The following is a 19,440-nucleotide window of genomic DNA, read 5'->3' as shown; positions in this document are numbered from 1 at the left end:
CAGCTCATGACCATCGGTCAGAAGTGGGCGGACACGGCCCGGTTACGCGGTCCGATCCGCCAATATTCGGCGGATACGACGACTCGCGGTCCGGAACGTTCACTCCGGTGATGCCCAGTGAGGCTGGTGGTCACCCAACCGATTCGGCAGCAGGACGATATCCCTTGGTGCCACCTTTTACGATGCGATGCGGCACTCAGTGCCACACGTCACCTCTCCGGTCGGCACGGCGCCGCCGCGGCCCCGGCCCCGCCGCCGGGCCCGTCCCGGATACGGCAGGATGACTGTGTGACCGACGCCAGCGCCGCCTTTCCGCCCGAACCCCTGCCCGAGCCGGCCGACATGCGCGAGCAGTACGTCACCGCGGGGCTCGCCGAGGCCGAGCTGCCCGACGGGCCGATGGAACAGTTCGCGCTCTGGTTCAAGGAGGCGGCGCGCGACAGGGCCGCCGTCCACGAGCCGAACGCCATGGTCGTCTCCACGGCCGACGCGGAGGGCAGGCCCAGCTCCCGGACCGTGCTCCTGAAGGGCTTCGACGAGCGGGGCTTCGTCTTCTTCACCAACTACGACTCCCGAAAGGCCCGTGAACTCGCCGCCAACCCGTACGTCTCGCTGCTGTTCCCCTGGCACGCCGTGGCCCGCCAGGTGATCGTCTCCGGCCGCGCGGAACGCGTCCGCCGCGAGGAGACGGTCGCCTACTTCCGCACCCGCCCGCACGGCTCCCAGCTCGGCGCCTGGGCCAGCGCCCAGTCCTGCGTACTCGGCTCCCGTGCGGAACTCGACCGCGCCTACGCCGACTTGGCCGCCCGCTACCCCGAGGGCGAACAGGTCCCGGTCCCTCCGCACTGGGGCGGCTTCCGCGTACGCCCCCTGACGGTGGAATTCTGGCAGGGCAGAACGGACCGCCTCCACGACCGCCTGCGGTATGTACGGACGGAGGAGGGGCGGGGCTGGCGGGTGGAACGCCTGAGCCCGTGAAGGGGAACGGCACCCCGCGATCGCCGAGCACCCCACCGCGCCCAGACCCGTCGGGACTTCGTCAGGACCCCGCCAGGACCCCGTCCAGGAACGGTTCGATCGCGGCGCGCCACGCCTCCGGCTGGTCATAGTGCACAAGGTGCCCCGCATCGGCCACCTCCGCGTACTCCCCGCGAGGCAGTACGCGGACCATCTCCTGGGACTCCGCCCGGCCGAGCTCACCGTCCTGGCCGCGCACGACGAGCGTGGGGCAGCGGACCTGGATCAGCTCCTCCCAGTGCGCGTCATGCACCCATGTCTCGCGGGACTCGAGCATCTGCGCGCGGTCGAAGACGGGACGCCAGCCGTCCGTGCCCTCCGTCATCACCTCGGCGAAGAACTCGCCGCGCGCGGGGTTGGGGCGCTCCACCCAGGGGTCGTCCTCGCCGAACCACTTCCGTACGTCGGCGAGCGTCGCGAACGGCACGGGCCAGGACTTGAACCAGCCCTCCCACTCGCGCTGCGAGGCCGCCCCGAGCGCGGAGGCCCGCATGTCGCAGACGATCAGGCCCCGGACGAGGTCGGGGCGGCGCGCGGCGAGCTGCCAGGCGGTGAGCGCCCCCATGGAGTGGCCGATGAGGACGGCGGGCGCGAGGTCCAGCTGGACGAGGGCGGCCTCGGCGTCGTCCACGTAGGCGTCGCGGGTGTAGGGGCCGTCGGCGGGCTTCTCGCTCCTGCCGTGGCCGCGCTGGTCGAGGGCGACCGCCCGGTGCCGCTCGGCCAGCCAGCGGGCCGTGCCCGCCCAGTGCGAGGCGCGGCCCATCAGGCCGTGCAGTAACAGCACCCCGCCGGGCGCTCCCTCGGCCTCCCTGAGCTTGGGAGGATCGGCGTACTCCCAGGCGGCGAGGCGTACGCCACCCGTGCCCGTCACGTCGATGCGCCGCACCATGATTCCTGGCACCCCCCTGAGTTCCGCTCGGGATCCACGCCTGGCCCTGCTCCACGCCCCCGCACGTTATCGAACTCTCTTTCGAAAGTGACCGGTTCGCCGATAACACCCCTCGTTCGGGTGACCACGCTCAAGGATTGACCGGCGCGGCCGAGGGGAGATCTTCATCGGGAGGCGGACCGCTCGGGGAAATCGGTCCGAGGGGAATGACCCTGAGAGCTCGGGGCTCCGGGTCAGTGCAGGGGAGGACAGGCCCCGGCGCCTTCGGGCGCCGGGGCCCTCGCCTTGTTCCCGCCGGTGGCCGGGCGCACGCAGGCGCTCGCCGGGCGGGCGTTCACGCTCAGAGCGGCACATCCTCCAGCCCCCTCTCCGGCCGTGCGGCCAGACCTGGCGCCGACACGGTCAAGAGCCCTCAGGTCATATGCCTCTCGCGACAGCCTCGCACGCAAAACGCTCGGCCGCTGCGATTCCGTACACTGAATCTTGGATTCCGCAAGATCTCATGGAGATCGTGAAGCCTCGTCAACTTCCCCTTCGGCAACGGGAGTTGACAGTGGCCCACCGGCGGGACCGGAATCCCCGCCGACGGGCCCCGCGCGCGCCCCGGCGGACGGCCCCGCGGTCGGGGACGTACGCCGCCGGGAAGTCCGGGCAGCCCGGCTGGTCCGGGAAGCCGCGGACCGGTCAGCGCTTGGCGACGAACACGTGCGACGCGACCTCCGTGGTGAGCTCCGCGGCCTCGCCGCTGCTCCCCACCAGGACGCCGCCCGCCGACTCCGTCACACTCACCACGGAGCCCGGCTGCACACCGGCCCGCCGCAGCGTGTACATCAGCTGGGCGTCCGTCTGGATCGGCTCGCCGATGCGGCGCACCACGACCGTCTTGCCCTCGGCGCCCGGGTCGAGCTCCGTCAGGGAGACCATGCCCTCGTCCAGGAACGGGTCCGCGCCGTCCTTCTCGCCCAGCTCCTCAAGGCCCGGGATCGGGTTGCCGTACGGCGACTCGGTCGGGTGGCGCAGGAGCTCAAGGACGCGGCGCTCCACGGCCTCGCTCATCACGTGCTCCCAGCGGCAGGCCTCGGCGTGCACCTGCTCCCACTCAAGACCGATCACGTCGACGAGCAGGCACTCCGCGAGGCGGTGCTTGCGCATCACGCGGGTGGCCAGGCGGCGGCCCTCCTCGGTGAGCTCCAGGTGGCGGTCGCTGGCGACCGCCACCAGGCCGTCGCGCTCCATCCGCGCCACGGTCTGGCTCACCGTCGGTCCGCTCTGGTCCAGCCGCTCCGCGATCCGGGCGCGCATGGGGACCACACCTTCCTCCTCCAGCTCGAGGATGGTGCGCAAATACATCTCAGTGGTGTCAATCAGCCCCGACATGGGTGCCCCTCAGAATTCGCTCGTGCGCTGGCCCTGCCCTCAATTCTGACGCATACCACTGACAACCGTGCCGCGCCGGTTGAATTCCCGGCCGGGACCGGCCTCCGACGGTGTTGACACGGCGCTGGTCCAGACCGCAACGTGATGCGAATGAGCTCGAAGAGCGAGAGCAAGTTGGCAGGTCAGTATTTCGATGCCGCGATCGGCCTGCTGCAGCGGGTCCGCGACGAGGAGGCCGGGAACGTCGCGGAGGCGGGCACCCTGCTCGCCGACGCGGTCGAGTCCGGTGGCCGTCTCTTCGCCTTCGGCGCCGGGCACTCCTCGCTCGCCGCGCAGGACGTCGTCTACCGCGCGGGCGGGCTCGCCCTCATCAACCTCCTCGCCGTCCCCGGCGTCGTCGGCGTCGACGTCATGCCCGCCACGCTGGGCTCCGCCCTGGAGCGGGTCGACGGCCTCGCGGGCGCCGTCCTCGACTCCTCGCCGGCCCGCCCCGACGACGTACTCATGATCGTCTCGCTCTCCGGCCGCAACTCGCTTCCGGTGGAGATGGCCATGAACGCCCGTGCCCTCGGCCTGAAGGTCATCGGCGTGACCTCGGTGGCGTACGCGTCCGAGACCAGGTCGCGGCACGTCTCGGGCACCTTCCTGAAGGACCACTGCGACGTGGTGATCGACTCCAAGATCGGGGTCGGCGACGCCGAGCTGAGTCTGGACGGCGTCGATGCGCCGTTCGGGCCTGCCTCCAGCGTCGTCACCAACGCGCTGATGCAGGCCGTGACGGCCGCCGCCGTCGAGCGGCTCGCCGCGCGCGGCATTCGGCCGCCGTTGCTGCGTTCGGGGAACGTGGATGGCGGTCACGACTGGAACGGGCGCGTCTTCCAGGAGTACGGGGATCGGATCTTTTACCGGCACTGATCCGGGGCGGGTGCGGGTGCGGGTGCCGGTGCTGGCGGCTGCGGGTTTCGTGCGCAGTTCCCCGCGCCCCTGGGGGGCTGATCCCGTGTCGTCGGTCTCGGGTCTCACGTGGTTGGGTGCGCAGTTCCCCGCGCCCCTGGGGGGTGCTCGTCTGGTGTCGTTGGCTGGTGGGCTCGTGTGGGTGGGTGTGCCGTTTCCCTCGCCCCTGGGGGGTGGCGCGGGTAGGTGCGGGACGGTGTTCGGTGGGATCGCCCCCCGTCCCGCCCCTTCAGCGGCCCAGTGCCTGCGCCAGGTCGAGGGACGCTCCCACCCGCGACGCCACACTCTCCGCGTACGCCGCGTCGCCCCCGTCGAACTGCCCCCGGCCCGACCCCCGCAGGAACGTCGCCACGCCCAGTGTCCGGCCCCGGCTGCGCAGCACCACGCACAGGGCGTGCACCGAGTCCTCGGGCCACTGCCGGGCCGCCGCCCACTCCCGTACCCGCTCCGGTGAGGCGCCCGCCCCCGCGCTGGCCCGCACCGAACCGGTGCGGGCGACGCACTGCGGTGCGGGGTGGCCCTCGGGGTAGCGCACCGGGATGCCCGCCATGGCGACCGGCAGGCACGGGCCAGGCGGGCCCGCGGGCGTCGCGGCCACCCGCACCAGGCGTACCGGATTCTCGTTCGCCAGCAGGTCCACCAGGGCGTGGTCGGCGAACCCGGCGAGCGCGAAGTCCAGCTGGACCGTGGCGGCCTCCATGGGGTCCTCGCACTCGGCGGTGGCCCGCGCCGCCCGGTGCAGCTGCTGGGAGCGGAAGCGCAGCTGCGAGGCCACCTGCTCGGTCTGCCTGGCCTCCGTCACGTCCATGAAGAGCCAGCCGACCCCCAGCGGCACCGGCTCCTCGGCGAGCGGTGAGGCCAGCCGCAGGAAGCCGCTGCGCCAGCAGCGCCGCTCGGCGCCCTCCTCCTGGCCGGCAGCGGACCGCACCGTCACCCACATGTCGGCGGGCGCGGGCGGCGTGCCCTCGGCCAGTACGTGGGTCAGCGCGCTCTCCAGCTCCTCGACGCCCTGCCCGAGCAGATCGGCCAGCGGGCGTCCGAGGACGGCGGTGCGGCCCACTCCGAAGGCACGTGCCGCGTGTTCGTTCACCACGGCGGGGCGCAGGTCCGCGTCGACGAGGACGACGCCCCACGAGGCGTTCTCGAAGAGCGCCTCGCTCAGCGCGATGGAGCGCTCCAGGTCGATCTGCGCGTGGACCTCGCTGAAGGCGCAGTACATCCCCGCGGACTTGCCGTCACCGCCGCGTACGGCCGCCGACTGCATCCGTACGAGCACCCGCCCGCCGGCCTTCGTCACCAACGCGAACTCGTGCACCTGCCGCCCCGGCGCGTCCATCGCCGCGAGCAGCCGCTCCTCGACGTCCCCGGCGTCCGCCGTCCGCACCGCCCAGCCGGTGAACCCCCGCCGCCCGACGGCCTCCGCCGCCGACCAGCCGAGGATCCGCTCCGCCTCGCGGTTCCAGTGCGTCACGACACCGTCGGTGTCGAACGCGCACAACGCCGCGTCCATCCCGTCGAGCAGGGCCGCGAGCAACTCGGCTCCGCCGGGCTCGGGCTCTTCAGGACCCAGTTCGTCAGTAGTTCCGCTCTGCCGCGAAGCACTCACCTGGAACCCCCTACAGGCCGTGTCCTCGTCCTCGTGCGCCGCGCGAACCGCCGGCACCGCACGTCCAGATCATTCAACTGGAACGTGACGCACCCCACAGGTAGTTCCCCGAAGTTGGAAAGAAATCGTTGCGTGCGAAATTCGGTTGTGCGGCCCGCGGGGCGGTTCCTAGGGTGGCGTGTACACACGAAGGGAGGTGGTTCGGCAGATGTATGAAACCCGGACGCGTGAGGTGGCTGCGGGCTAGCGGCCCGTCGTCGCAACTCGAATTCGGCGCCGGACCAGCACGTGTGATGTGCGTGCAGCCGGCCCTATTCCCAAGCAGTCACCCGACCCGCGAGCCGCCGGTACGTCCGGCCGGCTTCCTCCGCCCGGCTCGCCCGGCGCGGCAGGAACCACGGCTCGCGGGTCGCCTGCGTTCCCCAGTACGACGACGCATGTGCCCACAGGCTCTCAGCCCTTGCTCACCGCCGTGAGGATCTCCGGCAGGCGCCCGGCGAGCCGCGGGGCCGCCGACCGCAGGCCCAGCTCCGTGACGAGCGCCCCGTACGCCGCGCCCAGCGGGAGCAGGAGCCAGCTCCAGGAGGCCGCGCCCGAGGCGTGCAGCCAGATCGCGAGGGCCAGGACCGGGGCGCACAGCAGGGCCGCCGCGACCATGCCGCCGAAGACGCCGATCCAGGCGAGCCCCGCCTGCCCGGGGGCCACGTTCTTGTAGCCCTCCTGCGGGATCGAGTAGGGGAAGCGGGCCGAGGACCAGGCGCCGGTGGCCAGCATCGCGCCGAGCAGCGCGAAGGAGAGGCCGAGCACCTCGGGCAGGGCGGGCCAGTCGCCGAGCACCGCGGTCGTCAGGGCGGTGACCAGGGTGGCGTAGGGGAGGGTGATGACGAGGAGCGCCAGGGCCCGGCCGCGCAGTTCGACGTACGCGTCGCGCCTCGACGAAATGGTCATCGCCACCGTCCAGAAGGCCGAGGTGTCCTGGCCGAACTGGTTGTACATCAGGACGCCGAGCATGCCCGCCGCGAAGCACGCCAAGTAGACGGATCCGGAGCCCTGAAGGGCGTTGAAGAGCGGCACGATCAGGCCGATGGCCAGGGACGTCACCCAGGCCGCCTTGGTCTTCGGGTCCCGCCAGACGTAGCGCAGGCTGCGCTCCATGACGGTGCCGGTGCGGCCCGCGGGGAGCAGGCCGGCGAGCGCGCCCCGGCCGCGGGACGCGCCCTTGTCCGGTGCTGCCGCCGCGAGCGTGGAGCCGTCCGGCGCCGTCATCAGGCGGGTCAGGCTGCGCTGCCAGAGGGCGAGGAGGGCCGCCAGGGCCCCGGCGGACAGGAGGAGCTGGGCGGCGCCCCGCGCGTACGAGCCGTCGCTCACCGAGTCCACCGCGCCGAGCGCGGCGGCCGGCGGGAGCCAGCGGACGATGTCCGCCGCCGGGTCCAGCGTGGAGAGCCCGGACGAACCGAGCCGCTGCGCGCCGAAGTTCACGACCTGCGCGCCGACCGCGATGAACAGGCCGCTCAGGACGGCGAGGTCGCGGCCCTTGCGGCTGGTGAGGAGGCGGATGTTGGCGGCGGCGACCGCGCGGGCCAGTGCCACGCAGATCAGGAGGGTGAGGGCGACCGCGAGGACGCCGGTGACGGCCGCCGCCGCGCCGTGCGCGAGCGCGACCGCCGCGCCGGCCGCGAGGGTCAGCGTGAAGAGCGGCCCGATGCCCACGAGGGAGGCCACGAGCAGCGCCCGCACGAGGGGGCGTGGCCGCAGCGGCAGCATGACCAGGCGGGTCGGGTCGAGGGTCTCGTCGCCGCTGGGGAAGAAGAGCGGCATGACCGCCCAGCCGAGGGCGAGCACGCCGACGAGCAGGACGCAGACGGTGGCGGCGTGTGCGTCGCCGCGCAGCGCGATGAGGCCGAGGAGCTGGAGGGCGGCGCAGAGCAGGGCGACGACGGCCGACGCGATGTAGGCGGCGCGGCGGCCCGCCGACTGGCGCAGGCCGTTGCGCAGGAGGGACAGCTTCAGGCGTACGAGGACGGGAGTGGCGCCCGTCGCGGGGGCGGCCGGAGCGGGACCGGTCCGGGTGGGCAGGGGCGCGGTCATCGGGCGCCGCCGCCGAGCCAGTCGAGGTGCGAGCCCGCGTCACGGCCGCCCGCCCCGACGAGTTCGAGGAACGCCTGCTGCAACGAGGGCGCCCCGCCCCGCACCTCGGCGAGCGTGCCGTGCGCGCGGATGCGTCCCGCGGCCAGTACCGCGACCCAGTCGCAGAGCGACTCGACGAGCTCCATGACGTGCGAGGAGAAGACGACGGTGGCGCCGGAGGCGGTGTAGCGCTCCAGGACGCCGCGGATGATCTGCGCGGAGACCGGGTCGACGCCCTCGAAGGGCTCGTCGAGGAAGAGGACTTCGGGGTTGTGGAGCAGCGCGGCGGCGAGGCCCACCTTCTTGCGCATGCCGGTGGAGTAGTCGACGACGAGCTTGTGCTGGGCGCCCGCGAGGTCGAGGACGTCGAGGAGCTGGGTGGCGCGCTTGTCGACCTCGGCGCCGGGCAGGCCGCGCAGCCTGCCGGTGTACGCGAGGAGTTCGCGCCCCGAGAGCCGCTCGAAGAGGCGCAGGCCCTCGGGGAGCACGCCGATGCGGGCCTTGACCGCGACGGGGTCGCGCCACACGTCGTGCCCGGCGACCTCGACGGTGCCCCGGTCCGGTCTGAGCAGTCCGGTGACCATGGAGAGGGTGGTGGTCTTGCCCGCGCCGTTGGGCCCGACCAGGCCGATGAACTGGCCCGCGGGGAGCGTCAGATCGATCCCGGCCACGGCGATCTGCTCGCCGAACTGCTTCCAGAGACCCTGGACCCGTACCGCCGCCGCTTCGCTCACCGTGCCGCCCTTCGCCGTTTCGCCCGTGTTCGCACGATACGACGACGGCGGTGCCCGGCGGCCCGTGGGTCAGCGGCGTGCTTCCCTGCCGCACGCGTACGCCAGCGGCGAGAGGATCTCCTCCGCGTCCGGCAGCCACCGGTTGGCGGCGGTGGGGCGGCAGGCCCACTGGACCGAGCCGCTGGCGCCGAAGCGGGTCGGGGGAGCGGCGACGTAGGCACCCTCGCCGTAGGTGACCAGGTCGATGGCGGCCGGCGGCCAGCCCAGCTTGCGTACGAGGTCGGGGACCTTGACCGCGGCGCCGGGCAGCACGAAGAACTGCATGCGCCGGTCGGGGGTGCAGGTCACGGGGCCGAGGGTGAGCTCCATCCGCTCCATGCGGGCCAGCGCGAGGAATCCGGCGGTCTCGGGCACGTCGATCGCGTCGAAGGTGCGCCCGGTGGGCAGCAGGATCGAGGCGTTGCCCTGCTTCTGCCAGAGCCTGCGGGCCACCGTCGCGCTGCCGGTGGCCTGGGTCGCCCAGTCCTCGCGGGCGGCGTGTGCGCCGGGCGCGTCGCATGCGGTGTCCCCGCACGAGCACTGCTCGACGCCGTCGACGGACTCGAGCCAGGTCCCGGGGAACACGTCCCAGTGACGCTCCTCCGCGTATCGCACGGCCGTGTCCAGCAAGGCCTCTCCGCGCTGCTTCGGGATCTGCGCGGCTGACGTGACTCCGATGGTCTCTTCCACGACGTTCTCAACTCTTGGTGCCATCGGGGGTTACGGGCGCACGCGAGGGCGGGGGAGGAGCATCGATCCTGCGACTGGGGCGCATGGGTGCATGAGTGGGGGCGCGCGTGGGGATTGGCTGCCGGGGGCGGGTAGCCAGGTCACGGGCAATCAGAGGACGCCTCGGAGGCCCGGGAACCGGCAGGTACGCGCGGATTCGCACGTGTGGTTCCGTATGGCCTCTTTTGCTTCTTTTGTGGCGCATCTTCGCCTTGCCCCAAGGGCATTGATCACCGGGAGGCGGTCCACGGCGGCCGTCCGTTCCGATGGTCCACGGTGCACACAGGGGGTACGCCATGGCCGCCAGGCCGCTCGTCGCGCGACAGCCCAACGAAAGGCTGCAGGCGCTCATTCAGGAAGCCGGCTGCTCCAACGCCGGACTGGCCCGCCGGGTCAACATGTGCGGCGCGGAGCACGGTCTCGATCTGCGCTACGACAAGACGTCGGTGGCCCGCTGGCTGCGCGGTCAGCAGCCGCGCGGCAGGGCGCCCGGCATCATCGCGGAGGCGCTCGGCCGCAAGCTGGGCCGCACCGTCACCATCGACGAGATCGGCATGGCGAACGGCAAGAACCTCGCCTCCGGCGTGGGGCTGCAGTTCTCGCCGACCGTTCTCGGCGCCATCGAGCAGGTCTGCGAGCTGTGGCGCAGCGACGTCGGCCGCCGCGACTTCCTGTCCGGCTCGTCCGTGGCCGCCTCCGCACTCGTGGAGCCCAGCCGCGACTGGCTGATCTCCTCGCCGGACTCGCAGGTCGGGCGGTCCGCCGGGCCGCGCGTCGGCATGTCGGACGTGGCGGCGGTCAAGGCGATGACGGAGGCGCTGACCCAGCTCGACCACCGGTTCGGCAGCGGTCATGTGCGGCCGGTCGTCGTGCACTACCTCAACTCCGTGGTCTCCGGGCTGCTCGCGGGCTCCTACCGCGAGGCGGTCGGGCGCGAACTCTTCGCCGCGGTCGCGCGGTTGACCGAACTCGCCGGGTACATGGCGGTCGACACGGGGCAGCCGGGCCTCGCCCAGCGCTACTACATCCAGGCGCTCCGGCTCGCCCAGGCGGCGGGCGACCGGGGATACGGCGGGTACGTACTGGCCGCGTCGATGAGCCACCTCGCCGCGCAGCTCGGGAACCCGCGCGAGATCGCCCAGTTGGCGCGGGCCGCCCAGGAGGGCACGCGCGGCCGGGTCACGCCCCGCGCACAGGCCATGTTCTACGCGGCCGAGGCGCGCGGGCACGCGCTGCTCGGGGACGCGCGGGCCACGCAGGTGGTGGCGGGCCGTGCGGTCGAGGCGATGGACCGGGCGGCGGCCGAGACCTCATCCGGCGACGACCCGGTGTGGATCCGGCACTTCGACCACGCGTATCTGGCCGATGAAATGGCGCATTGTCACCGGGACCTGGGCCAGGCGGACGCGGCGGCGCGCAGCGCCCAGGAGTCCCTGGACGGGCACCCCGAGACGCGGGCGCGGCGGCGGGCGATCGGCCTGGTCCTGCTGGCCACGGCGCAGGTGCAGCGGCGCGAGGTGGAACAGGCCTGCCACACGGGCCTGAAGGCCGTCGAACTGCTCGGCACGCTGCGGTCCAACCGGGGCGCCGAGTACCTGGAGGACCTCCAGGAGCGGCTCGACCCCTACCGTGAGGAGCCGGTGGTAAGGGAGTTCGGCGCGCGCGTCGACGTGCAGGCGGCGTGACGAATCGGCGGACGCGCCCCTGAACAGCGCCGGAGCGGGAGCTTTTGTTACTGCTGCCGCCCGGCGTGGGGCTCCGTCATGAGCTGCGTGGCAGAGGGATGTGGCGACCCGGTAGCGTGACCCGACGGTTCCTTAGGTCCCCCATATGTAGGAGTCCCGGTGACGCAGCAGAGCGGTCAGGGCGCTGCTTCCTCCGATCCGCAGCAGCCCGCGGCCCGGCCCGCCCACGAGGGCGTCGTGCTGCCCGCGGACGGCAGCGAGCCGCTGTTCCCCGGCGAGGCGGGCCGGCACGCCACCCCGGCGGGCGGCAGCCCCTGGGGTCAGCCGTGGGGTCCCGAGACGTCCGGACCGCCTCCGGCACCTGGTCAGGGCCAGGGCCAGGGCCAGGAGTGGGGCACGCCGCCCCAGCAGCCCCAGGCCCAGCCACTGCCCCCGGAGGGCACCGCCCAGCCCCCGCAGTACGGCGGCTACGCCCCGTCGGGCCACCCGGACGCTTCGTACGGCGGCGCGCAGGGCTACGGCGACCAGCAGCAGTACGGCACGCAGGGGTACGGGCAGCAACAGCCGTACGCCGGGCAGCAGGGCGGCCGGCAGCAGCCGTACGGCGGCCAGGGGTACGGGCAGCAACAGGGCGGCACCCAGGGGTACGGCGACCAGGGGTACGGCGGCCAGGCGTACGGCGCCCAGGGGCACAGCGGTCAGGGATATGACGGTCAGGGCTACAGCGACGGCCGGCAGACCGGGAACGCGGGTCAGTCGGGCCAGCCGTATCAAACGGGTCAGTCGGGCCAGCCGAGTCAGCTGGGCCAGGCGGGCCAGCTGGGCCAGGCGGGCCAGCCGGGTCAGTCGGGCCAGCCGGGTCAGTCGGGTCAGTCGGGGCAGCCGAGCCCCCCGCGCCAGTCAGCCGATCCGGGCCACCCGGGCCAGGGCGCCCCCTCCTACGGCACCGACCGGCCCGGCCACGGCTCGCACCGCGCGTCCGCCGCGCAGGGCGGGCCCGGCGCGCACGGGGCGCAGCCGGCGCACGGTGCCCATGCCGCGTCGTCCGCTCCGCAGTCGAGACCGGGCGCGCACGCCGCGCCACCGACCGGGCAGCCCCTGCCCGACAGCCAGGACGCCCGTTCCCTGCCGCCCGCCGCACCGGCGCACGGCCGGGGATCCCAGCCCCTGCCGCCGGCCGCCACGACCCCGGCGAGCCTCCCGCTGCCGCCCGTCGCCGCGCCGGGCGCACCGTCCGACAGCGAGGCCACCCAGTACATCGCGCCCGTGCCCGCGGCGGGGCCCGGCGGCATCGACGAGGGCGCCACGCAGTACCTGCCTCCGGTGACGCCCGGCGCCCTGCCGCCCGAGGCTCCCGCCGCCGACGCCACCCAGTTCCTGGGCCGCGCCAACACGCCCGCGCCCGGTGCCATGCCTGGTGCCATGCCCGGCGCCGGGGCCGTGTCCGACAGCGAACCCACCCAGTTCATAGCGCCCATACCGGGCGGAAACGGCCCCGTGGGCCACGGCTCCGCAGGTCACGCCGCGCCGCCGGAACCCGCCGCCGCCCCCTACGGCATTCGCCCCGGCGCTCCCGGCGACCGTCAGCCGCCCGCCGAGTTCGACAGCCTCTTCCGCACCGAGCCCGAGGCCGATGGCCCCGCCTCCACGCAGCAGATGCCCCGCGTCCAGGTGCCGGGTTCCGAGCCCGTCCCCGAGTCCGCGGGCCACGGCGGCGGTCACGGTGGCGGCGGGCGGCGCGGCGGCAGGACGGGATCGAAGGTGCCGCTGATCGCCGCCTTCGGCGTCGGCATCGCCGTGCTCGGCATCGGCGCGGGTGCGCTCCTCAGCAACGGCGACGACGATGACCCGAAGGCCGACGGCAAGCCCGTCTCCGCCTCCGCCGAGCCCAAGGAGCGGCCCTCGCCGACCGCCGACCCCGCCAAGGAGCAGGCCGTCGCCCTGGACCGGCTCCTGGCCGACAGCAACAACAGCCGTGACACGGTCATCGCCGCCGTACGCAACGTCGGCAAGTGCCAGAACCTCGGCCGGTCGGCGAAGGACCTGCGCGCCGCGGCCAAGCAGCGCAGCGGCCTCGTCACCCGGCTCGCCGCCCTGAAGGTCGACAAGCTCCCCGCCAACGACCAGCTGACCGCCTCCCTCAACAAGGCGTGGAAGGCCTCCGCGGCCGCCGACAACCACTACGCCGCGTGGGCGGACCAGGTGGCGGGCAGGAAGGGCTGTCACAAGGGCCACGCCCGCAACACCTCACAGGCCGCGGCGGGCAACAAGCAGAGCAACGCGGCGACGGCCTCCAAGGAGCAGGCCGCGAACCACTGGAACGCGATCGCCCGCAAGTACGACCTGACCGAGCGCAACAGAACCCAGCTCTGAGAGCCGGCACTCGACGCACGGCACTCGACGCACGGCGCCCGGCGCCCGGAGCGGGCGGCTACGCCGTCTGCTCCAGCGTCTTCTGCACGTTCACGAACCCCTTGCGCGCAGGGACGAGCCGGCCGTCCCGCACCACCTGGAACGTCACGCCCGAGTTGATCAGGCGCGGGAAGTCACTGGCCGCGAGCAGGTCCTCGAAGCGCCAGCGCAGCGGCGGTGTGAGGCCGCCCGTGCCGACCCGCAGGCCGTCGTCGAGGGCGCGGCGCAGGGTGCGCGAGGAGACCTCGCCGCCGTCGAGCGACTCGACGACCTGCTTCAGGACGGTGTACGCGATCCACGTCGTCTGCACGCCCGCGTCCGCCGGGTCGACCCGGTTGTCGCCGAACGCCTGCTCGCGGATGACGTCCCGCATCTGCGACCACCGCGGGTCGCCCGTCGGGGGGTACCAGCCGGTGACGTACGCCCCCTCGTAGGGACCGCTCGCGCCGCCGGTGCGGTCGATGAGGGACTGGTCGACGCTGCCGAGCACCGAGGAGATCCGTACCGGCGGATAGTCGTCCTTGGTGCGGCGGAACGAGTCGTAGAAGGTGTCGGTGCGCGCGCCGAGCGCGGCCGTCACGCATCCGTCGTCGGCGCCCGCGGACTTCAGGGCCTGCTCGGCCTGCGGGGTCAGGTCGGTGCCGTCCTCGGGGGCGCGGATGTCCGCGACGGGCTTGTGGTGGCCGTCGGCGAGGCCCTGGTTGAGGAGTTTGGGCAGCTCGTCACCGGCGAGGGTGTCGGGGCGTACGAGGGAGACGCGGGCGCAGCGGGCGGCGAGCTGTCGGCCGTTGCCGGCGAGCAGGGCCGGTTCGCCGCCGTTGACGGGGTACGAGAGCGGGCTGCTGAACTCGTCGTCGGTGATGCCGTAGCCGCCGATGTAGGGGATGCCCGCGCCCTCCAGCGGGGCGAGGAAGGAGCTGCCGTGCTGGCTGTACGCGCCGACCACCGCCGCCACGTCGTTGTCGACCGCCTCGCGCGCGCAGTCGGCGGCGCCCACCGTGTCGTTGTGGTCGTTGCAGGTGAGGACCTTCAGCTCGTGACCGTCGAGGCCGCCGTGCGCATTGACCCAGCGGGCGTAGGCCTGCGCCATGGCGGGGACGCCCGGCTTGTTGGTGGCTTTGGTCTTCTCGGGGGCCCAGGTCATGACGGTGATCGGGTCATCCCTGGTACCCCCCGTGGTGCCAGGGATGACCCCGCAACCGGATATCAGGGACGAACACGCCGCCACGGCGGCCGCGGAGAGCAGGGCGGTTCGGGTGGGGCGGGGGAGGAAGGTGCGTCGCCAGCCGGTCATGTCCCTGCACGATTCCGTTGTGCGGCCAACCGTGGAGTGACGCGATTCCAACGGACAGTGACATGAAGGTGAATGGGCGGGGTCCGGTTCGAGTGCGGCGGGTGGGAACGTACGATCCATGACCGTGCAAGGTTCGGAGAAGTCTTCCCGTCGCGGCCGTCGCTCCAGCACCATGGGTGGCATGCCGACCAACGACATGCCGTGGTGGCGCTGGCGCAGCAACGTGCGCTCGGCGCTGCACATGCTCTCCGACCCCGCGTTCCAGCGGGAGTGCTGGCTCGCGGGCCGCGAGGAGTACGGGGACGTGACCGACGCCGTGTACCGGCTCGTCGAGGACACCTGGCTCGACAACTGGTCCGCCGAGAAGTACGTGGGGACGATCTTCCGCGACCCCCAGGAGGCGGCCCTCGTCGACACGGCCGTGCTGCGGGTCCTGCGGATCATGCACGAGGTGGGCCCCGACGCGCTGGTCTCCGTCTATCTGGAGCACCCGGGATGGCCCGAGGCGGTCCGCGCGGCGCGCGACGCCCACGTGCGCCTCGCGGCGGGCGACGGGGAGGACCCGGACGTGCCGCCGAAGACCCTCGAAGTGCTGCGGATCATGACGCGCGCCGCCTGATCGCGCACCGGGGGTCCGACCGGCGGGACGATTGCCCACAGCGGTGCCCGCTGTGGGAACCTTGGCCGCATGAACGAGCAGTCCACCGCCCCCGCCGCCCTCGCTGAGCAGTACGTCCTCACCCTGTCCTGCCCCGACAAGCAGGGCATCGTGCACGCCGTGTCGAGCTACCTCTTCATGACCGGCTGCAACATCGAGGACAGTCAGCAGTTCGGCGACCACGACACCGGACTGTTCTTCATGCGCGTGCACTTCTCGGCCGAGTCGCCGGTGACCGTCGACAAGCTGCGGGCGAGCTTCACCGCGATCGGTGACTCCTTCCACATGGACTGGCAGATCCACCGCGCCGAGGACAGGATGCGGGTCGTCCTGCTCGTGTCGAAGTTCGGGCACTGCCTGAACGACCTGCTGTTCCGCGCCCGCATCGGCGCGCTGCCCGTCGACATCGCCGCGGTCGTCTCCAACCACACGGACTTCGCCGAGCTCGTCGCCTCGTACGACATCCCCTTCCACCACATCCCGGTGACGAAGGAGACCAAGCCGGAGGCCGAGGCGCGGCTGCTCGACGTCGTGCGCTCCCTCGACGTGGAGCTCGTCGTCCTCGCCCGCTACATGCAGGTGCTCTCGGACGACCTGTGCAAGGAGCTCAGCGGGCGGATCATCAACATCCACCACTCGTTCCTGCCGAGCTTCAAGGGCGCGAAGCCCTACCACCAGGCGCACGCGCGCGGGGTGAAGCTGATCGGCGCGACCGCGCACTACGTGACGGCCGACCTCGACGAGGGACCGATCATCGAGCAGGAGGTCGAGCGGGTCGGCCACGGCGTCACCCCCGACCAGCTGGTCGCGATCGGCCGCGACGTGGAGTGCCAGGCGCTCGCGCGGGCCGTGAAGTGGCACGCCGAGCGCCGCATCCTGCTGAACGGCCGCCGGACGGTCGTCTTCGCGTAGAGCGTCGTCCGCGGGGCTACATCCGGCTCAGCGAGGCCGCCGCGAACAGCACGTCGCGGATGGCCTCGCGATCGCCGTCCTGACCCGCGGCCGCCTCCTCGGGGGAGACGTGGCCCGCGGCGAGGCGGCAGAATTCCACGCCGTCGAGCGCCACATGGGCCACCTCGTGCTCGCGTGACGCGGTCGCCGCGGGCGAGTCGAGCGGGATGAGCCACTCGCCGCCGCCGAGCCCCTCGATCTCCAGGCGCAGGCTGCGGCCCGGCGCGCCCGCAGCCACCAGGTGGCGGGGCGGCGCCGCGAGTCCGGAGCGGCGGCGTCCGGCGAGCGTGCCGGGAAGCATCCGGGCGGCGAGGTCGATCATGTGGTGGAGGTGCCGGGGCGCGGGCGGCGCGTACGGGTAGTCCACGGCGTGCGCGATGTCGCCCGCGTGGATCCAGCACTCGAAGGCGCGGTCCACCATCGCGTCGCGCAGCGGCAGTGCGACCTTCTCGGGCGCCTGGGCGTCCGGGTCGCCGCCGGGAGCGGGCACCGTCCCGTACGGCACGGGGAGCCGGCCCGAACCGTCGCCCGCGAACGACACCGTGCGGATCAGCTCGTGCGTCTGCTCGCGCCAGGGGGTGCGCACCGCGCGCGTGGGCGGGAAGTACGAGGCGCGCCAGTACGCCTCGGTGCGGTGGTCGGGGTCGCGCGGCACCCGGACGTCGGCGCCGAGCGGGTCGTCGAGGCCGAGGGCGAGCCCCACCATGCCGTCGACGGCGAGGAGGTGCGCGATGACCCCGGCGACGGTGGTCTTCCTGCTGACCGGCCCCTCGTCGTCGAACCAGCGCAGCCGCACCGGCGCGTGCCACTCGGAGTCGCCGATGTCCTTCAGGAGGGCGTCGAGGCGGGCGGTCTCCGCGTCGTACGGGACGGCCCACTCGGGCACCGGGATGCGGGGCGGGCGCCGGCCCAGGCAGCTCTCCAGGACGCGGGTGCGCAGGCCCGGGTCGAGGTCGAGGCTCTCATCGGGGTGCAGCAGGCCGACGGCGTCACGCAGCCGCAGCGCCTCGTCCGCGCAGGGCCCGCAGTCGCCCAGGTGCTCCTCGACGGCGACGGCCTCCTCCGCGGAGCAGGCGGAGAGTGCCCAGGCGCCGAGGAGGGACTTCAGGACGCGGTGATCGAGGGCGAGCGGCGCGGCGGCCGTCGGCGGGGGCGGCACGGGCTGCCCGGTGTCCTCTATGGAGGAGCGCGGCATCGGTATGCGCGGGGTTGCGTCGGCGCCGTCCCTGTGGTCGGGCCCTTCGTGCGGGTCGGGGCGGTCGGAGCCGGTCACAGTGTCGTCCCGGGCCCGCGCGAGATGTCGGGCCCGGCGCTGCGGGCCGCGCCGGCGGACGGGTCGCCGACGTCGTTGGCCGTGGACAGGAGCTGTAGGCCGAGGCGGAGCCTGCGCCGGGCCTCGTCCTCGGTGACGCCGAGGTCGGCGGCCGTCTGGCGGTAGTCGCGCCGCTGGAAGTACGCGAGTTCCAGGGCGGCCCGCAGCGGGGTCGGCATGGCCGTGACGATGTAGTCGGCGCGGGCCGCCACGGAGGCGCGGCGGACCTTGCGCTCCAGCTCCTCGGGGGTGCCTTCGCCGCCGCGGGCGAGGGCGGCGGACTCGGTCTGGCGGAGCCTGCGCACGGCCTGGCGGTGGGTGAGCGTGGCGATCCACGAGCGCAGCGGGCCCTGCTTCGGGTCGTAGGCGTCGGGGTTCTCCCAGACGTGGGCGAAGACCTCGCGGGTGATGCGGTCGGCGGCGTGCTCGTCGCCGAGGACGCGGTGGGCGAGGTTGTGCACGAGCGAGGCGAAGCGGTCGTAGAGCTCCGCGAGCGCGGCGGCCTCCCCGTGCGCGAGCCGCTGTTGCATCCGGCGGTCCCAGCGCCGCGGCGCGTCCTTCGGCATGCGGCCCCCTCGTGCGCTTGCCCTGTTCTGCCTACTCCGACGGTACTTCCCGTTCGGCTCCTCGCGTCCGTCGCTCTCCCCCGAATGTAGTCGGCGGCGTCGGCAGCGCACTTCGGTTTGTCGCAAAGCGTGCCCTTTGCCGGAGGGCGGGTGATATTGACAAGGGGCCGCTGGTGTTTCATGGGGGAGCGGTGGGGCAGCAGAAGCAGAACCAAACGTAGGGACTGCTTCCGGATCGCTCCGGAACGATGGGCAGGCTGGGCAGGCAGGGCAGGCAGAGCGAGCGGGAGGCGTGGCGCGTGACGCTCAAGGTGACGGTGGACGAGCAGGACGGCTGGGCCGTGCTGTGCGTCTCCGGCGAGATGGACCTGCTGACCTCGCCCGTGGTGCGCCAGCGCGTGCACGACGCCGTGGCCGACGGCCGCCGCCGCATCGTGCTCGACCTCTCCGAAGTGCTGTTCTGCGACTCCAGCGGCGTCGGTGTACTGATCGCGACGCGCCGCCTGATCCGCTCCTTCCAGGGCCACCTGAGGCTGATACTGCCCGCCAAGGGCGCCGAGGACGGCTCGCACGTCAACCGCGTCCTCGCGGCCCTCGGCGTACGCAGGCTCTTCGAGGTCTTCCCCGACGTCCCCGCGGCACTGGACGACGGCGCGACCCCGCTCTCCGCCTGAGAGGCCTCAGGCCCCCTCGACGAAGAGGCAGAACGGGTGGCCTTGCGGGTCGCGCAGGACGCGCACGTCGTTCTGCGGCTGGTGCTCCTCCAGCGTCGCGCCCAGAGCGCGGGCCCGCTCGGTCTCCGCGGCCAGGTCGTCGACCTCCAGGTCGAGGTGCGCCTGCATCTGCTGAGTGTCGGGGCCCTGCGGCCAGACGGGGGGCGTGTGGTCGGCCTCCAGCTGGAAACTGAGGCAGGGACGGCCCTGTTCGGGAGCCTGGAGGCGGACCCACTCCGCAGAGCGCTCCGCCTCCTGCCAGCCCAGCAGGGCACGGTAGAAGTCGGCGAGGGCGGGCGGGTCGGGAGACCCGAGAACAAAGCCACCGAGTGTCGTCGTCATGCCTCCCACCTTGCCCCCGAACCCGGCCCGCACGC

The 19,440-nt window shown here is 73.1% G+C and carries 17 protein-coding genes; 7 read left to right on the top strand and 10 right to left on the bottom strand.

Going from position 1 to position 19,440, the window contains the following annotated elements; genetic code table 11:
- Positions 1-288 precede the first annotated feature (288 nt).
- Positions 289-978, top strand: coding sequence for a pyridoxamine 5'-phosphate oxidase (gene pdxH / locus ACFVYR_RS18965; RefSeq protein WP_384253721.1), 690 nt, complete (start codon positions 289-291; stop codon positions 976-978).
- A 61-nt stretch (positions 979-1,039) separates the two neighbouring features.
- On the opposite strand, the gene ACFVYR_RS18960 is transcribed toward pdxH, so the two are convergent.
- Together ACFVYR_RS18960 and ACFVYR_RS18955 are read right to left on the bottom strand one after the other, a co-directional pair.
- Positions 1,040-1,906: an alpha/beta fold hydrolase gene (locus ACFVYR_RS18960; RefSeq protein ID WP_384253718.1), complete on the bottom strand. Its 867-nt coding sequence runs from the start codon at positions 1,904-1,906 to the stop codon at positions 1,040-1,042.
- Between the two features lie 684 nt (positions 1,907-2,590).
- Positions 2,591-3,283, bottom strand: a complete 693-nt coding sequence (locus ACFVYR_RS18955) for a metal-dependent transcriptional regulator (RefSeq protein WP_384253717.1) — start codon at positions 3,281-3,283, stop codon at positions 2,591-2,593.
- A 150-nt stretch (positions 3,284-3,433) separates the two neighbouring features.
- Between ACFVYR_RS18955 and ACFVYR_RS18950 the strand changes: the two genes are divergently transcribed.
- A complete protein-coding gene (locus ACFVYR_RS18950) occupies positions 3,434-4,198 on the top strand; it encodes an SIS domain-containing protein (protein ID WP_384253714.1) in 765 nt (254 codons plus the stop codon).
- A 268-nt stretch (positions 4,199-4,466) separates the two neighbouring features.
- On the opposite strand, the gene ACFVYR_RS18945 is transcribed toward ACFVYR_RS18950, so the two are convergent.
- The 4 genes from ACFVYR_RS18945 to ACFVYR_RS18930 form a co-directional block, all read right to left on the bottom strand.
- Positions 4,467-5,843 carry a PAS domain-containing protein gene (locus ACFVYR_RS18945; RefSeq protein WP_384253712.1) on the bottom strand — a complete coding sequence of 459 codons (1,377 nt, stop codon included), beginning with the start codon at positions 5,841-5,843 and terminating at the stop codon, positions 4,467-4,469.
- Between the two features lie 453 nt (positions 5,844-6,296).
- The gene (locus ACFVYR_RS18940) at positions 6,297-7,931 is read right to left on the bottom strand and encodes a transporter (RefSeq protein ID WP_384253709.1); all 1,635 of its coding nucleotides are present in this window, start codon (positions 7,929-7,931) and stop codon (positions 6,297-6,299) included.
- Entirely contained in the window at positions 7,928-8,704 is a 777-nt protein-coding gene (locus tag ACFVYR_RS18935; protein ID WP_384253708.1) for an ABC transporter ATP-binding protein, read from the bottom strand. Before ACFVYR_RS18935 ends, ACFVYR_RS18940 begins: the two co-directional genes overlap by 4 nt.
- Before the next feature lie 69 nt (positions 8,705-8,773).
- The gene (locus ACFVYR_RS18930) at positions 8,774-9,457 is read right to left on the bottom strand and encodes a bifunctional DNA primase/polymerase (protein ID WP_384253705.1); all 684 of its coding nucleotides are present in this window, start codon (positions 9,455-9,457) and stop codon (positions 8,774-8,776) included.
- Positions 9,458-9,768: 311 nt separating this feature from the next.
- On the opposite strand from ACFVYR_RS18930, the gene ACFVYR_RS18925 reads away from it, so the two are divergent.
- Together ACFVYR_RS18925 and ACFVYR_RS18920 are read left to right on the top strand one after the other, a co-directional pair.
- On the top strand, positions 9,769-11,157 hold the full coding sequence (locus ACFVYR_RS18925) for a transcriptional regulator (RefSeq protein WP_384253703.1): 1,389 nt from the start codon (positions 9,769-9,771) through the stop codon (positions 11,155-11,157).
- A gap of 159 nt (positions 11,158-11,316) precedes the next feature.
- Positions 11,317-13,530, top strand: a complete 2,214-nt coding sequence (locus tag ACFVYR_RS18920) for a hypothetical protein (protein WP_384253701.1) — start codon at positions 11,317-11,319, stop codon at positions 13,528-13,530.
- A gap of 58 nt (positions 13,531-13,588) precedes the next feature.
- Here the strand turns inward: ACFVYR_RS18920 and ACFVYR_RS18915 are convergent, their stop codons facing one another.
- The gene (locus ACFVYR_RS18915; protein WP_384253698.1) at positions 13,589-14,863 is read right to left on the bottom strand and encodes an ABC transporter substrate-binding protein; all 1,275 of its coding nucleotides are present in this window, start codon (positions 14,861-14,863) and stop codon (positions 13,589-13,591) included.
- A 118-nt stretch (positions 14,864-14,981) separates the two neighbouring features.
- On the opposite strand from ACFVYR_RS18915, the gene ACFVYR_RS18910 reads away from it, so the two are divergent.
- Together ACFVYR_RS18910 and purU are read left to right on the top strand one after the other, a co-directional pair.
- On the top strand, positions 14,982-15,482 hold the full coding sequence (locus ACFVYR_RS18910) for a hypothetical protein (RefSeq protein ID WP_384253696.1): 501 nt from the start codon (positions 14,982-14,984) through the stop codon (positions 15,480-15,482).
- Positions 15,483-15,551: 69 nt separating this feature from the next.
- Positions 15,552-16,433, top strand: a complete 882-nt coding sequence (gene purU / locus ACFVYR_RS18905; protein WP_384253693.1) for a formyltetrahydrofolate deformylase — start codon at positions 15,552-15,554, stop codon at positions 16,431-16,433.
- Between the two features lie 16 nt (positions 16,434-16,449).
- On the opposite strand, the gene ACFVYR_RS18900 is transcribed toward purU, so the two are convergent.
- Both ACFVYR_RS18900 and ACFVYR_RS18895 read right to left on the bottom strand, forming a co-directional pair.
- Entirely contained in the window at positions 16,450-17,745 is a 1,296-nt protein-coding gene (locus ACFVYR_RS18900; RefSeq protein WP_384253691.1) for a zf-HC2 domain-containing protein, read from the bottom strand.
- Complete coding sequence (locus ACFVYR_RS18895) at positions 17,742-18,350, bottom strand: sigma-70 family RNA polymerase sigma factor (RefSeq protein WP_384253688.1); 609 nt, start codon at positions 18,348-18,350, stop codon at positions 17,742-17,744. Before ACFVYR_RS18895 ends, ACFVYR_RS18900 begins: the two co-directional genes overlap by 4 nt.
- Before the next feature lie 299 nt (positions 18,351-18,649).
- Between ACFVYR_RS18895 and ACFVYR_RS18890 the strand changes: the two genes are divergently transcribed.
- On the top strand, positions 18,650-19,024 hold the full coding sequence (locus ACFVYR_RS18890; RefSeq protein WP_384253686.1) for an STAS domain-containing protein: 375 nt from the start codon (positions 18,650-18,652) through the stop codon (positions 19,022-19,024).
- Between the two features lie 6 nt (positions 19,025-19,030).
- Here the strand turns inward: ACFVYR_RS18890 and ACFVYR_RS18885 are convergent, their stop codons facing one another.
- Positions 19,031-19,405, bottom strand: coding sequence for a VOC family protein (locus ACFVYR_RS18885; RefSeq protein ID WP_384253684.1), 375 nt, complete (start codon positions 19,403-19,405; stop codon positions 19,031-19,033).
- Between the last annotated feature and the right edge of the window lie 35 nt (positions 19,406-19,440).

This window comes from Streptomyces sp. NPDC058284 (genome assembly GCF_042881135.1).
Classification (GTDB): domain Bacteria; phylum Actinomycetota; class Actinomycetes; order Streptomycetales; family Streptomycetaceae; genus Streptomyces.
Note: the sequence above shows the minus strand (reverse complement) of the source record. Positions and strands in the feature narration are given on the sequence as shown.

What these genes read in the sequence shown, in the direction of transcription:
- ACFVYR_RS18960 (WP_384253718.1), bottom strand. Translation starts at nt 1,906, where the DNA reads ATGGTGCGGCGCATCGACGTGACGGGCACGGGTGGCGTACGCCTCGCC.
- ACFVYR_RS18955 (WP_384253717.1), bottom strand. Translation starts at nt 3,283, where the DNA reads ATGTCGGGGCTGATTGACACCACTGAGATGTATTTGCGCACCATCCTC.
- ACFVYR_RS18950 (WP_384253714.1), top strand. Translation starts at nt 3,434, where the DNA reads ATGAGCTCGAAGAGCGAGAGCAAGTTGGCAGGTCAGTATTTCGATGCC.
- ACFVYR_RS18940 (WP_384253709.1), bottom strand. Translation starts at nt 7,931, where the DNA reads ATGACCGCGCCCCTGCCCACCCGGACCGGTCCCGCTCCGGCCGCCCCC.
- ACFVYR_RS18930 (WP_384253705.1), bottom strand. Translation starts at nt 9,457, where the DNA reads ATGGCACCAAGAGTTGAGAACGTCGTGGAAGAGACCATCGGAGTCACG.
- ACFVYR_RS18925 (WP_384253703.1), top strand. Translation starts at nt 9,769, where the DNA reads ATGGCCGCCAGGCCGCTCGTCGCGCGACAGCCCAACGAAAGGCTGCAG.
- ACFVYR_RS18915 (WP_384253698.1), bottom strand. Translation starts at nt 14,863, where the DNA reads ATGACCGGCTGGCGACGCACCTTCCTCCCCCGCCCCACCCGAACCGCC.
- ACFVYR_RS18910 (WP_384253696.1), top strand. Translation starts at nt 14,982, where the DNA reads ATGACCGTGCAAGGTTCGGAGAAGTCTTCCCGTCGCGGCCGTCGCTCC.
- purU (WP_384253693.1), top strand. Translation starts at nt 15,552, where the DNA reads ATGAACGAGCAGTCCACCGCCCCCGCCGCCCTCGCTGAGCAGTACGTC.
- ACFVYR_RS18895 (WP_384253688.1), bottom strand. Translation starts at nt 18,350, where the DNA reads ATGCCGAAGGACGCGCCGCGGCGCTGGGACCGCCGGATGCAACAGCGG.
- ACFVYR_RS18885 (WP_384253684.1), bottom strand. Translation starts at nt 19,405, where the DNA reads ATGACGACGACACTCGGTGGCTTTGTTCTCGGGTCTCCCGACCCGCCC.